Here is a 13,202-nt window from a genome sequence, read left to right as displayed (position 1 = left end):
ACCCCGAACTCCCCTGAAGGGGAGAGGGAGCTTTTGTCACGCCGCCTCTTTCGCGTCGATGAGCAAGCCGATCAGGCGGCCGAGCACGTCGCGCAGGTCTTTGCGGTGCTCGACCATGTCGACCAGGCCGTGATCGCGATAATATTCGCTGGTCTGGAAATCGTCGGGCAGTTTCTCGCGGATCGTGTTCTCGATCACGCGGCGGCCGGTGAAGGCGAGCGTGGCGCGCGGCTCGGCGATCTGGACATCGCCGAGCATCGCATAAGCAGCCATCACGCCGCCCGAAGTGGGGTCGGTGAGCACGACGATATAGGGCAGACCGGCGTCGTGTAGCATCTCGATCGCCACGGTGGTGCGCGGCATTTGCATCAGGCTGAGGATGCCCTCCTGCATGCGCGCGCCGCCCGAGGCAGTGAACACGATGTACGGCGCCTTCGCGGCGATCGCGGCCTCGACGCCGGCGATGAACGCCTCGCCCACCGCCTGGCCCATCGATCCGCCCATGAAGGCGAAGTCCTGCACGCCGATCACTGCCTTCTGGCCGAGAATCGTGCCGCTGGCGTTGAGGAACGCGTCGGGCTCGCCGGTCGATGCGCGCGCCGCCTTCAATCGCGCCGGATAAGGCTTCTGGTCGCGGAATTTGAGCGGGTCGTCGACGACTCGGGGGCTGGCCAGCACCGTGTAGCTGCCCTGGTCGAACAGATATTCGAAGCGCCGTGCCGGGCCGATGCGCTCGTGATGGTCGCAATGCGGGCAGACGTAGAGATTCTCCTCCAGTTCCTTGGAGAAGACCATCGTCCCGCACCCCTTGCACTTGTGCCAGAGATTGTCGGGAGTCTCGCTCGTCTTGGTGGTGACATAGGCGAGGGCGTTGCGGACGCGGCTGATCCAGCTCATGCGACTTCCTTGGGTGCGGCGAGCGCCGCGGAGAGGGATTGGATATAGGCGCGGACATGGCCCGGCGCATCGGGTCCGTGCTTGCCAACCAGCTCGACGATCGCCGAGCCGACGACGACGCCATCGGCGACACGGCCGATTTGTGCCGCCTGTTCAGGGGTGCGGACGCCGAAGCCGACTGCGATCGGCAGGTCGGTGGCCGCCTTGAGCTGCGCGACGGCGGTCTCGATCGACGCCTGTGCAGCCTGCTGGAGCCCGGTGATCCCCGCGACCGAGACGTAATAGACGAAGCCCGAGGCGCCGCCCAGCACGGCGGGGAGGCGCGCTTCGTCGGTGGTCGGGGTGGCCAGGCGGATGACGTCGAGGCCGACTTCACCGCAGGGGGCAAGCGTGTCGGCCTCCTCGGGCGGGATATCGACGCAGATGATCCCGTCGACGCCGGCATCGACCGCTGTCGCCGCGAAGGCGGCTGGGTCGGGCCGCGTCATCGTGTTGGCATAGCCCATCAGCACCAGCGGAACCTGCGAGTGGCGATCGCGGAAGGCGCGGGCGATCGCGAGCACGTCGGCAGTGCGCGTGCCGGCGCCGAGGCTGCGCAGGTTCGCGGCCTGGATCGCCGGGCCGTCGGCCATCGGATCGGTGAACGGCATGCCGAGCTCGATCACGTCGGCACCGCCCTCGACGAGCGCGTCGAGGATATCGGCGGTCGGCCCGTCGCCTGCTGTGACGAAAGTGACGAGCGCTGCGCGGCCCTGCTCGCGTGCCGCGGCGAAGGCGTTGGAGAGACGATTACGCGCGCTCACAGCTCGAACCCCAATGCGTCGGCGACGGTGAAGATGTCCTTGTCGCCGCGGCCTGAGACATTGACGACGATGATCTGATCCTTCCGCATTTCGCGTGCCTTGGCAGGCACTGCTGCCAGTGCATGCGAGCTTTCGAGCGCGGGGATGATGCCTTCGAGGCGGCAGCAGAGCTGGAACGCTTCGAGCGCTTGCGTGTCGGTGATCGGGAGGTAGTCGACACGCCCGCTCTCGTGGAGCCAGCTATGCTCGGGGCCGATGCCCGGATAATCGAGTCCCGCCGAGATCGAATGCGCCTCGGTGATCTGGCCGTCTTCGTCCTGGAGCAGGTAGGTGCGATTGCCATGGAGGATGCCGGGGGTGCCGCCGGTAAGGCTGGCGGCGTGCTCGCCGGTCTCGATCCCCTTGCCCGCTGCCTCGATACCTAGCATCGCGACATCCGGATCGTCGAGGAAGGGGTGGAACAGGCCGATCGCGTTCGATCCGCCGCCCACTGCGGCGATCAGCAAGTCGGGGAGGCGGCCCTCCGCCTTGAGGATCTGCGCCCTGGTCTCGGTGCCGATCACGCTCTGGAAGTCGCGGACGAGTTCGGGATAGGGATGCGGGCCCGCGGCGGTGCCGATGATGTAGAACGTGTCGTGGACGTTCGCGACCCAGTCGCGCAGTGCCTCGTTCATCGCGTCCTTGAGCGACTGCGAGCCGCTGGTCACCGGCTGGACCTCGGCGCCGAGCAGCCGCATGCGGAAGACGTTGGGCTTCTGCCGCTCGATATCCTTGGCGCCCATGAAGATCGTGCAGGGCAGGCCGAAGCGCGCCGCGACCGTGGCGGTGGCGACGCCGTGCTGGCCCGCGCCTGTCTCGGCGATGATCCTGGTCTTGCCCATGCGGATCGCGAGCAGGATCTGGCCGATGCAATTGTTGATCTTGTGCGCGCCGGTGTGGTTGAGTTCCTCGCGCTTGAAATAGACCTTGGCGCCGTGTCCCGCGGGCGCGCTCTCGCGCAAGGCCTCGGTCAGGCGCTCGGCATAGTAAAGCGGGCTGGGGCGGCCGACATAATGTTCGAGCAAGTCGTCGAACTGGGCCCGGAAGGCGGGATCGGCCTTGGCCGCGCGATATTCGCGCTCGAGATCGAGGATCAGCGGCATCAGCGTCTCGGCGACGAAGCGGCCGCCGAACTGGCCGAAATGCCCGCGCTCGTCGGGCAGATTGCGCAAGGAATTGGGCAGGGTAACAGTGTCGGTCATACGGGTCTCACGGGATCGAGTGCGTTCGCTGGCTTCGGGCAAGCGATCAACGCCATCGGAATCCGACGCAGACAAAGGCGGAGGGCCTCAACATTGCGCCACCGCTTGGAGGAATGCCGCGATCTTGGCAACATCCTTGACGCCCGGCGCGCGCTCGACGCCCGAGGAGACGTCGACCAGCCGCGCGCCAGTAACGTTCACCGCCTCACGGACGTTGCCGGCATCGAGCCCGCCCGACAACGCCCAGGGCAGGGGCTGGGGGATGTTCTCGAGCAGCTTCCAGTCGAAACGCAGGCCCATGCCGCCGGGAAGGGTCGCCGTGTCCGGAGTCTTCGCGTCGTAGAGTATGCGATCGGCGGCACCGCGATACGCGGCGGCCTGACCGATATCGGTGCTGGTCTTGACCGCCACCGCGGCCCACGTCTCGACCGTCGATGCGAAGCGTTTCAAGGATGCGGCGCGCTCCGGCGTCACTTTGTGCAGCTGGATAGCGTCGAGTTCCGCCGAGGTGACGGCGTTGTCGATCAGTGCATTGTCGGGATCGACGAATACGCCAACGATCTTCACGTGCGATGGAACTCGCTTGGAAAGCGCCATTGCCTGATCGAGCGTGATATTGCGCGGGCTCGGCGGGAAGAAGACGAAACCGACATGGGTCGCCCCGCCGGCGATCGCCGCGTCGAGCGTTTCGGGCGTCGAAAGACCGCAGATCTTGGCAGCGACGGGCATCAGAGATCCTTGACCAGCACGTCCATGAACAAAGGCGGATCGAGCGGGATCGGGAAGTCGCGCTTCTCGCCGGAGACGCGATAGCCACGCCGTTCGTAAAATTCGATCAGCTTCCGGCGCACGTCGATCACGGTCATCTCCATGCGGCGCGCGTGGAAGGCTTTGCGCGCCGTGTCCTCGGCCGCGGCGACGAGTTGCTTGCCATAGCCACCCGTCTGCAGCGTGGGATCGATGCACAGCAAGCCCAAATACGCGAGCCCGTCGCCGCGATTGCTCACCTGCACGCAGCCGATGGTGGCGCCGTTCTGCTGCGCGACCAGCAGGCGCTGGGCGGGATCGTCGACGATAGCAGCGAGGGTGGGAATATCGGTGCGCGCGCCCTCGATCAGGTCGGCTTCGTGCGTCCAGCCGCCGCGCGCAGTCTCACCGCGATAAGCGCGCTCGATCACCGGGTGGAGCGCAGGCAGATCGTCGCGCATGGCGACGCGGATCGTGACGCTGTCTAGCATGGCCGCGCTCTGTCGGACGCGCGCGCGGCTTTGGCAAGGGGCAGGCTATTGGTTGCCGGCGACCCAATTGTTGGCGGGCAGGAAATTGTCGCTCAGGCCGTAATTGCCCTTGCAGTAGCGCTTGCACCCGGCCGAGGCGATGGCGTCGATCCGAGTGACGTGGCCGGTCTTGTCGCGCGTGAAATTGAAGTCGATCCGGCACGCCCCCGCGCTCCAGCTCGATTTGACGGGCGAGATGCGCGTGGCAACGGCGCCGGCTTCGCTGTCGTTGGCCGGCAATTTGCACAGCTCCTCGCCCTCGCGATCCCGGATCAGCGCGAAGTCGAATGCGTTGCCGTCGATATGGGTGATCGTCAGCGTCGCGACATCGGCGGTCTTGTAGCTCGCCTCCCAGGTCTCTTCGTCGAAGTTTTTGAGCGAGTCGCGTTGGTGTGTGTAGTCGGTTTCGACGGCGGCCGGGTCGCAGCGCTTCGCGCAGCGGGTGCGCAGGACCTGCTGCCAGTCACGCTGCTGACTACGGAAGCTTTCCTTGTCGAAAAGCTGGGCGAGCCGCGCCTTGTAGAGCGCGGCGACCTCGCCATCGAGTTTCGACAGCTTGGGGCTGGCGCAGATCGTCTTTTCGAGCGGGTGGCTGGCCTTGGCACAGTCGAAGCTGGCGGACTGGAGCGGGGTTGCGGCATGGAGGCCAAACCAGGCGAAGAGACAGGCGAAAAATCCCAAACTCGCAGTCCGCAGCATTGCCGGTCCCCCAATTTAGTCCGCTATAAGGTCGCCTCTATCTCGCGCGCGGCCATGTCCGGGTCCTGCGCCTGCGTGATCGGCCGGCCGACCACGAGGATCGAGGCGCCGGCATCAAGCGCGGCACGCGGCGTGACCACACGTTTCTGATCGCCCACCGTGCCGTTCGCCGGGCGCACGCCGGGGACGACGAAGAAGCCGTCGTGCCAGAACTTCTTCGCGGCGGCGACTTCCGCGCCCGAACAGACGATGCCGTCGACGCCCGCCGATTTGGCGAGTTCGGCGAGGCGGACGACCTGCTCGTGCGGATCGGGGCTGAGCCCGATCGAGACCAGATCGCGGTCGTCGAGGCTGGTGAGCATCGTCACCGCCACCACCTTGGTGCCGCTGGGCGCAGCCGCCTTGGCATCCTCGAGCATTGCACGGCCGCCCGCGGCATGGACGGTCAGGATGGCGGGCTCGAGCGGACGCAAGGCCTGAATCGCCTTGCCGACGGTATTGGGAATGTCGTGGAGCTTGAGGTCGAGGAAGATCGGCAGCCCGATCTCGGCCATCTCGCGAACCCCTTGGCGGCCATTGGCCATGAAGAATTCGAGACCGAGCTTGATCCCGCCAACATGGTTGTGGACGCGCTGCGCGATCGCACGGGCGCGCTCCATGTCCGGCGTGTCGAGCGCGACATAGATACGCGAGCTCATGATCGGGGATCGGCGATCAGCGGGAGGGCGGAAGGCGAGGCGTCGACCGCGGGCTCGGAGGGGGCGACCGCGCGCAGATCGGCAAGCGCGCGCTCCAGCCCCGCGAGCCGCTGACGTGAGCGCCAGCGCAGCGCCTGGAAGGCAACGAGCGAGGGCAGCAAGCCCAAAAGGAAGACGAGGATCAGCAGCAAGGGAAGGCTGAAATCGGCGACGAGGCCACCCCAGAGCCGAATCTCGACGCGCTCCCCGCCATTGTAGATCACGAAGGCCGCGACGAGGCCGCCCAGCAACAGCCAGAACAGAACCTTCAGAAACCGCATGCCTCTCCCTTCCTTGCCAGCACGTAACAACTCTAGGCTGGAGCCTGCGCGTTGCCAACTCTCCCTCTCGCATTGCCTTCCCTTCGTCACCCCGGCCGCAGTGCCGGGGTCCACCGGGAGGCTGGCGACGGACAAGCGAAATGAGCGATTTTGTGTGAGGCACGGTGGACCCCGCCCAAGGCCAGGGTGACGGAGATGGCCATCCAGGCCTCGCTACGGATTAGCCGATCTCTTCGCGCAACTCGGCGAACAGGCCGGGGATCGCGGTCAGCCGCGCCTCCTCCTCGTCTAGGATCGCGTGAAAGGCGCCACGCTTGATCGTCGCGATGCGATCCTCGGTCAGGCGGTCCTCGAAGGGCAGTGCCGAGAGGACGATGTCGATCAGCCGGTCGACGCCGTGAAGACGGCCCCAGAGATAGTCGTTCTCGCGATAGGCACGGCTGAAGAACGCCCCGAAATTGTTGAATTGGATTCCCTTCAAGCTCGCTGCGGCACCGCCCGAGCGGATCGCGCAGGCGTCCTCGGGCGAGATGCGGTCGACGCGGATCGGATCGAACTCGTCCATGCCCTCGCCCTGGAGCAGGGGCAAAGTGGCGATGTCGAAAAAGGGAAAGCCGAGATGCGCGAGCAGCATCGGCCGGCGCAGGTCCTTCGAAAGCGCACTGAACCCTTCGGACAGCCGCGCGTCGGTGGCCTGATCGAGCGCCTTCAATTGCATCCGCTCGGCGAGCAGATCGAGGATCGGACCGGCGTCGTCAGTCATATCGCGCACCGCGCCGCGCAGATCGGCGAAAGTGTCGGAGCGCTTGAGCTCGAGATAGGCGGCGAGCGATTCGTAGATCGCCTCGCGCATCGGCAGCAATTCGACATGCGAGCTGGGCAAATCGATCTCGGTCAGCCGCCGTGCGAGCAGCCGGAGGCGGCGGATGCGGAAGCCGAGATCGTGGGCGCGGAGGAATTCCAGGGTTTGCGGGCTCGCTCCGTTCGACTGCGTGGCACCGAAGCGATCGGCACCGCGGGACTGCACTGCATGCGCGACTGCCTCGCGGATTTCGCGCAGCCGTTCCGGGCCATGGCGATCGCCGATCGTGTAGAGCAAGCGCGAGATGCGATCGATCGCGCCGTCGACCTTGAGCAGCCCGTAAGCGGTGTGGCCATAGCCCGCCTTGGCCGCCGCAGCGACCTGCGCGCGGCGGCGCCAGCCCGCCAACCGCTTGGGGGTCGGATAATCGAGCCACAAGGTGTAACCGAACAGCGCTTCGACCTGCGTCTCCACTTCCGCGCGGATCTCGGCGACGATCGCGAGCATGCGCTCGATTCGGTCCGACCGGCCCGAGATCGCCTCCAGATTGTCGCGGATCGGCTGCTCGCGTGGCAATTCGGACAACGCCCCGATGATCGTCTGGAAGAAGCCGGGCTTTTCCTGCGGCGTGCCATAGAAATCGAAGCGCATGCCCGGCGCGGGATCGATGAAGACGAAACGGCGATCGATCTGCCGACGGGCGGGGCGTTCGCGCAATGCGTCGATGGCGGGGCGAAAGGGGGCGTTGGCGAGCACCGAGCCGTCGATCAGGATCGCCTTTTCGGCGCGGTTGTCGGACCATTGCTGGGGCAGCATGCATTCGAGGAACGCGTCGCGATCGGGCCAGGCGGTGCCGCGCTCGGCGAGGAAGCTGTCCATCTCCTCGACCGTGGCGGGCGGGAAGGCGCCGGGGAAACTCGACGTCGCGCGCGCGGCGAAGGCAAGACCGGGAGGTTCGGCGAACGACGCTCCTTCATCGCCATGATCCGAGAAACGAAAGACGAGCCGATGCTCGGTCTCGATCACGTGCGGCGGCGAATTGAGGCGGAGCTCTTCGGCATGACCGCGGAAATCCGTGACGGTGACGAACAGGTCGAGCGGCTGGCCCGCGGGCAGCAGACGCTTGTAGCGCGGGCCCTTCGCCATCGCATCGAAGGCGTCGAGCAGCATGCCGAGCAGGCGCTTGCCGCCGAACGGAGGCTCGAACCAGCGCGAGCGGACGAAACGCTCGAGCTTGAGCCGCACTTCCTCGCGCGCGACGGGGTCGACGGTCTCGTCGATCGTCTTGCTGCGATTGGCGACGATCCACGCGATCGGGGTCGCCCAGATCTTGGCGAAGCGATGCGAGGGCGCGTGGCGCGGCTCGAGCAGCGCTTCGACATCGGCCTGCCCGATCCACATGTCGGTGAGCGGATCGAGCGATTCGCCGGTCGAGATCGCCTGAGCGAGGAAAATCGCGTTGATTCCGCCGGCGCTGGCGCCCGAAAGGATATCGACCAGCACGCGGAGATTGATGCCGGAGGCGGCGCGGATCTCGTCGAGCAGCTGGCGATAGACGCCATTGCCTTCCTCGCCTTCGCGCGCGGCGCAGCTGGCACGAGCGAGCCGCCAGATCTCCTTTGTGATGCCGTGCATGTAGACGGCGAGGCTGATCCCGCCATAGCAGACCAGCGCCAGCCGCAATTCCTTGTCGCGGGTCTCGCTCATCCGGCGGGCCGGATCGTCGCCCAGATGGGCAGATGGTCCGATGCGGTACGCGCGTTCAGGCTTTCATGGACTCCCGATGCGCCGATCGCGAGATCGCGGCTGACCATGATGCGATCGAGCCGCGCCATCGGGCGGCGAGCATGGAAGCTCTTGCCGGTGGCGGCGAAATCGAAATGCTGGGCGAAATCTCGCAGGCACCCGTTTTGCGGGCTCCATTCGTTGAGGTCGCCCATCAGCACGGTCGGATATTGCCGCGCACTCGCTTGGAGGTGCGCGATGATCGCGTGCGCCTGACGCCGCCGCCAGAGACCGGAGAGATCGAGATGCATGCCGACGACGCGCAGCATTTCGCCGCGCACCCGGACATCGGCCATCACTGCGCCGCGGGGCTCGAGCGCAGGCAAGTGGATCGCCTCGCAATCCATGACCTGCGCTTCCCGGCGCACGAGCAGCGCATTGCCGTGCCACCCCATCGATCGCGCACGCATGCCGAAGGGGATCGCTTTCCAGTCGCCATGTTCGGCGAGCAGATGGTTGGTGAGCACGGCCTCGCGCGGGCCGAAGCGGCGGTCGGCTTCCTGCAGCGCGATCACGTCGGCATCGATTTCGCACAGCACCTGCAGCGTCCGTTCGGGCCTGCGCCTCCGATCGGTGCCGATCGACTTGCGCATATTGTAGCTGGCGACCTTGATCATGTGCGCCCCTTATCGCGGGGCTGAGGGGGAATGGGCAAGGGCCTGGCTCGAATGGGAAGCGACTATGGGGAAGAGAACCCGGGAGCGGGGCAGCCGTTCCGTCAGCGCCCGCCGGCTTCGAGCAGGCGGCGCGGCGCGGCGAGCTCCCAACTGCGCGCGATGCGATCGCCGACATGCGCCCAGTCGGTATCGTCGTCGCCGACCGCGAGGCCGACCCATTCGGCACGGAAGTAGGCGACCCGCGAGTAATTGTCGGGTGCCGCCTCGATCAGCATCCGGGCTTCCTCGGCATCGGCGGTCTTGACTGCGACGATGGTGCGGCCGTCGCCATGATGATCGTGGCGGAACTGGGCGAACATCTTGCCGGCGACGAAGAAGGTCGCCTGGCCGTGGCTGACGCGCTCCTCGGCCTCGGGCAGGTCGAGCGCGAGCGCACGGACCTGTTCGAGCGGGGAAGTCATTGCCTCAGCCATTCGGCGACAACCCGGGGATAGAGGCGATGTTCCTCGGCGAGCACGCGCGTGGCGAGGCTGTCGGCGGTGTCGCCGGGCAGCACCGGGACCTCGGCCTGACCGAGCAATTTGCCGCCGTCGAGCTCCTCGGTGACGATGTGCACCGAGCAGCCGGCGAGCGCATCGCCGGCGTCGAGGGCGCGCTGATGCGTGTCGAGGCCCTTGTATTTGGGCAGCAGCGAGGGGTGGATGTTGACGATCCGGCCCTGCCAGCGCGCGACGAAATCGTCGGAGAGGAGGCGCATGTAACCGGCGAGGGCGATCGCCTCGACGCCGGCTTCGCGCAGTGCGGCGTCTATCTTCGCTTCATATTCGGCTTTGGGCATACCCTTCGGAGACTGCGCGAAGGTGGCGACGCCCCGCTCGCCTGCCCAGGCGAGGCCGGGCGCTTCGGGCTTGTCGCTCGCTACGAGCGCGACTTCGTAAGGGCAGTCCGGCGCGCGCGCGGCCTCGACCAGCGAGGCCATGTTCGAGCCGCGGCCGGAGATGAGGATACCGAGCTTCTTGCGGCTAATCATTGTGCGTGGCGGACCATGCCTTACGGGCGCTCCAGGTTTCGACAGGTCCGAACACGGTGCAGCCGCGTTGGCCTTCTTCCACCACGCCGACGCGGAACACGGTTTCGCCCGCCGCCGTCAGCTCCGCGGCGACGGCTTCCGCATCCTCGCCGGCGACCGCTGCGACCATGCCGATTCCGCAATTGAAGGTCCGCGCCATTTCCTCGGGCTCGATATTGCCCTGCGCCTGCAAGAACGCCATCAGCCGCGGCAGCGGCCAGGCTGCGGCGTCGATCCGCGCGTGGCAATTTGTGGGCAGCACGCGCGGGACATTTTCGAGCAGCCCGCCGCCGGTGATGTGGGCGAGGCCGTGGATCGTGCCCTTGCGCAGCTGGGGCAGCAGGCTGGCGACATAGATTCGAGTCGGCGCCATCAGCGCGTCGATGAAGATCACTTCCTGATCGAAGACTGCGGGCCGATCGAGCTTCCAGCCTTTGTCTGCGGCGAGTCGGCGGACGAGCGAGAAGCCGTTCGAATGGACGCCGGTCGAGGCGAGGCCGAGCAGCAGGTCGCCGGGACGGATCGCGCTGCCGTCGAGCAACTGGTCGCGCTCGACCGCGCCGACGCAGAAGCCGGCGAGATCATAATCGCCCTCGGCATACATACCCGGCATCTCGGCGGTCTCGCCGCCGATCAGCGCGCAGCCGGCCTGACGGCAGCCCTCGGCGATCGAGGCGATCACGCGCTCGGCGGTCTCGGGCACGAGTTTCCCGCTGGCATAATAATCGAGGAAGAACAAAGGCTCCGCGCCCTGGACGATCAAATCGTTGGCGCACATCGCGACCAGATCGACGCCGACTCCGTCATGCGCATCATATTCGATCGCGAGCTTGAGCTTGGTGCCGACGCCGTCGTTCGCCGCGACGAGCAAGGGATCGGTGAAACCCGCCGCCTTTAGGTCGAACACTCCGCCGAACCCGCCCAAAGCGGCATCGGCGCCAGGGCGACGGGTGGATTTGGCAAGCGGTCCGATGGCGCGCACCAGCGCGTTTCCGGCTGCGATCGAGACGCCCGCCTGGGCGTAGGTATAGCCTTTGCTTTCGGTCATGCGATGCCGCGTAGCCATTCCGCGCTTGGATTTCCACGCCCGCTTCGCCAAAAGGGCGACCGCATGCAGCTGTCCCGCATTTCGCTCACCATCGGATTGACCGGCGCGCTCGCACTTGCAGGCGCCGGAATGGTCGTCGCGCAAGGAGCGGGCGGAGGCGCCAGCGCGGTGCCGATCGACGCCTCGGGCAGCTTCGAAGTCTCGGGCGTGCAAGTCGACGTGAAGGGCAAGGACGCCGATGTCGCGCGACAGGGCGGCTGGCGGCTCGCCCAGCGCAAGGGCTGGGAAATGCTCTCGGAGCGGCTCACCGGCAAGAAATCCACGCTGGGTGATTCGGCACTCGATGCGCTCGTCACCGGAATCGTCGTCGAGCGCGAGCAGATCGGGCCGACGCGTTACATCGCCCGGCTCGGTGTGCTGTTCGATCGTGCCAGGGCCGGCGCGCTCCTCGGCGTGTCGACCGCAGTGACCCGCTCGCCGCCGATGCTGCTGGTCCCGCTCGAATTCTCGGGCGGAGTCGGCCGGGTGTTTGAGCGCGAGACCGCCTGGTCGCGCGCGTGGAATCGCTTCCGCAGCGGCGGCAGCACGATCGACTATGTCCGGCTGCGCGGCACCGGCCCCGACGCGATGCTGATCAACGCCGGCCAGACGCTGCGCCGCGGGCGCAACTGGTGGCGCACGATCCTCGATCAATATGGCGCGTCCGACGTGCTCGTCGCCGAGGTGCAGCTCCGCCGCGAATATCCGGGGGGCCCGATCGTCGCCGTCTTCGCCGCCAATCACGGTCCCGATCGCCGTCCGATCACCAGCTTCGCGTTGCGTGTCGACAATGGCGATTCGCTGGATGCGCTGCTCGACGCGGGGATCGTGCGGCTCGATCAGGCGTATCAGAAGGCACTGGCGTCGGGCGCGTTGCGCACCGATTCGCTGCTCGCGGTACGTCCGCCGACGCCCAAGACCCCCGAACAGCTGGCTGCCGAAGCCGCCGCAGCGGCCGCCGCAGCCATGGCTACGCCGGACCCGAACGCCAGTAGCGCAGCGACGGCGAGCTACACCGTCCAGGTCGAGACGCCGAGCGTCGCGGCGCTCAACGCCTCCGAATCGGCGGTCCGTGGCGTGCCCGGAATGCGCTCGGCAGTGACCACGAGCCTGGCGCTGGGCGGCATTTCGGTGATGCGCGTATCCTATGACGGTTCGCTGGCGAACTTGCGTGCGGCACTCGAGGCGCGTGGCTGGCAGGTGCAGGAGGGCCCCGGCGTGCTGCGCATCCGTCGCGGTGGTGGGAGCGCCCCCGCAGCCTCGCCGACGCCCCAGAGCACGGGGACACCGGCGGCGAAATGAGCCAGCTGCGCCTGCCGCTGGGGCTGCCGGAAGCGCATGAGACGGAGTTCCTTGTCGGCGAATCGAACGCCCGCGCCGTCCACCAGCTCGAACATTGGGCGACCTGGCCGGTGATGAGCGCGTTGCTGGTGGGACCGCGCAAATCGGGCCGCAGCCTGCTCGCCCGGATCTTCGCCTCGAAAAGCGGCGGAAGGATCTTCGACGATGCCGATCGCGCCAGGGAAGCCGACGTCTTCCACGCCTGGAACCAAGCGCAGCAGGAGCACCGCCCGCTGCTGATCGTCGCGGAGGCCGCGCCACCGGTCTGGGAGGTCAAGCTGCCCGATCTGCGCTCACGGCTCGCGGCCTCGCCCTTGCTCGAGCTCGGCCCTCCGGACGACGTGCTGATGCCGCAATTGATCGAACGTGCCTTTGAACGGCATCTGCTCCATGCCAAGCCCGAGGTGGTCGCCTGGCTGGCGAAGCGGATCGAACGCAGCCACGTCGCGATCCTGCGCGTTGCGGATGCATTGGAGTGTGAATCCGACAACCGCCTGTCGATACCCGCAGTGCGCGAGGCGCTCGCTGCGAACGGTCTCATAACCGCAACGGACGACCCCTAGGGC

General features: G+C 66.9%; 15 protein-coding genes. 2 read left to right on the top strand and 13 right to left on the bottom strand.

The window, feature by feature from the left end; all coding sequences use genetic code 11:
• Positions 1-36 precede the first annotated feature (36 nt).
• The 13 genes from accD to purM all read right to left on the bottom strand — a co-directional run bounded on the left by accD (position 37) and on the right by purM (position 11,256).
• Positions 37-897 (bottom strand): acetyl-CoA carboxylase, carboxyltransferase subunit beta, encoded by an 861-nt coding sequence (gene accD, locus BR78_RS0101020; RefSeq protein WP_025560781.1) that lies wholly within the window; start codon positions 895-897, stop codon positions 37-39.
• Positions 894-1,700 carry a tryptophan synthase subunit alpha gene (trpA, locus tag BR78_RS0101015; RefSeq protein WP_025560782.1) on the bottom strand — a complete coding sequence of 269 codons (807 nt, stop codon included), beginning with the start codon at positions 1,698-1,700 and terminating at the stop codon, positions 894-896. Before trpA ends, accD begins: the two co-directional genes overlap by 4 nt.
• A complete protein-coding gene (gene trpB / locus BR78_RS0101010) occupies positions 1,697-2,941 on the bottom strand; it encodes a tryptophan synthase subunit beta (protein WP_025560783.1) in 1,245 nt (414 codons plus the stop codon). Before trpB ends, trpA begins: the two co-directional genes overlap by 4 nt.
• 87 nt (positions 2,942-3,028) lie before the next feature.
• Complete coding sequence (locus BR78_RS0101005; RefSeq protein WP_025560784.1) at positions 3,029-3,670, bottom strand: phosphoribosylanthranilate isomerase; 642 nt, start codon at positions 3,668-3,670, stop codon at positions 3,029-3,031.
• Complete coding sequence (locus BR78_RS0101000; RefSeq protein WP_025560785.1) at positions 3,670-4,179, bottom strand: GNAT family N-acetyltransferase; 510 nt, start codon at positions 4,177-4,179, stop codon at positions 3,670-3,672. The genes BR78_RS0101005 and BR78_RS0101000 overlap by 1 nt, the downstream gene beginning before the upstream one ends.
• Positions 4,180-4,224: 45 nt before the next feature.
• Entirely contained in the window at positions 4,225-4,917 is a 693-nt protein-coding gene (locus BR78_RS20735) for a lysozyme inhibitor LprI family protein (RefSeq protein WP_025560786.1), read from the bottom strand.
• A gap of 23 nt (positions 4,918-4,940) precedes the next feature.
• A complete protein-coding gene (gene pyrF / locus BR78_RS0100990) occupies positions 4,941-5,615 on the bottom strand; it encodes an orotidine-5'-phosphate decarboxylase (protein ID WP_025560787.1) in 675 nt (224 codons plus the stop codon).
• Positions 5,612-5,935, bottom strand: a complete 324-nt coding sequence (locus tag BR78_RS0100985) for a DUF1049 domain-containing protein (RefSeq protein WP_025560788.1) — start codon at positions 5,933-5,935, stop codon at positions 5,612-5,614. The genes pyrF and BR78_RS0100985 overlap by 4 nt, the downstream gene beginning before the upstream one ends.
• Before the next feature lie 220 nt (positions 5,936-6,155).
• Positions 6,156-8,444 carry a patatin-like protein gene (locus BR78_RS0100980; RefSeq protein WP_025560789.1) on the bottom strand — a complete coding sequence of 763 codons (2,289 nt, stop codon included), beginning with the start codon at positions 8,442-8,444 and terminating at the stop codon, positions 6,156-6,158.
• Positions 8,441-9,139 carry an endonuclease/exonuclease/phosphatase family protein gene (locus BR78_RS0100975; protein ID WP_025560790.1) on the bottom strand — a complete coding sequence of 233 codons (699 nt, stop codon included), beginning with the start codon at positions 9,137-9,139 and terminating at the stop codon, positions 8,441-8,443. The genes BR78_RS0100980 and BR78_RS0100975 overlap by 4 nt, the downstream gene beginning before the upstream one ends.
• Positions 9,140-9,240: 101 nt before the next feature.
• The gene (locus tag BR78_RS0100970; RefSeq protein ID WP_231478067.1) at positions 9,241-9,600 is read right to left on the bottom strand and encodes an MmcQ/YjbR family DNA-binding protein; all 360 of its coding nucleotides are present in this window, start codon (positions 9,598-9,600) and stop codon (positions 9,241-9,243) included.
• Positions 9,597-10,169 (bottom strand): phosphoribosylglycinamide formyltransferase, encoded by a 573-nt coding sequence (gene purN / locus BR78_RS0100965; RefSeq protein ID WP_025560894.1) that lies wholly within the window; start codon positions 10,167-10,169, stop codon positions 9,597-9,599. The genes BR78_RS0100970 and purN overlap by 4 nt, the downstream gene beginning before the upstream one ends.
• On the bottom strand, positions 10,162-11,256 hold the full coding sequence (gene purM, locus BR78_RS0100960; protein ID WP_025560896.1) for a phosphoribosylformylglycinamidine cyclo-ligase: 1,095 nt from the start codon (positions 11,254-11,256) through the stop codon (positions 10,162-10,164). Before purM ends, purN begins: the two co-directional genes overlap by 8 nt.
• A 63-nt stretch (positions 11,257-11,319) precedes the next feature.
• Here purM and BR78_RS0100955 point away from each other — a divergent pair, with 63 nt between their 5' ends.
• Entirely contained in the window at positions 11,320-12,597 is a 1,278-nt protein-coding gene (locus BR78_RS0100955) for a hypothetical protein (RefSeq protein WP_025560897.1), read from the top strand.
• Positions 12,594-13,199, top strand: coding sequence for a chromosomal replication initiator protein DnaA (locus BR78_RS0100950; RefSeq protein ID WP_025560898.1), 606 nt, complete (start codon positions 12,594-12,596; stop codon positions 13,197-13,199). The genes BR78_RS0100955 and BR78_RS0100950 overlap by 4 nt, the downstream gene beginning before the upstream one ends.
• The last annotated feature ends 3 nt before the right edge of the window (positions 13,200-13,202 follow it).

It is taken from the genome of Sphingomonas sp. UNC305MFCol5.2 (genome assembly GCF_000712135.1).
In the GTDB taxonomy this organism is placed as follows: Bacteria; Pseudomonadota; Alphaproteobacteria; order Sphingomonadales; family Sphingomonadaceae; genus Sphingomonas.
The sequence above is the reverse complement of the archived record's forward strand: the minus strand, read 5'-3'. Positions and strand labels throughout refer to the sequence as shown.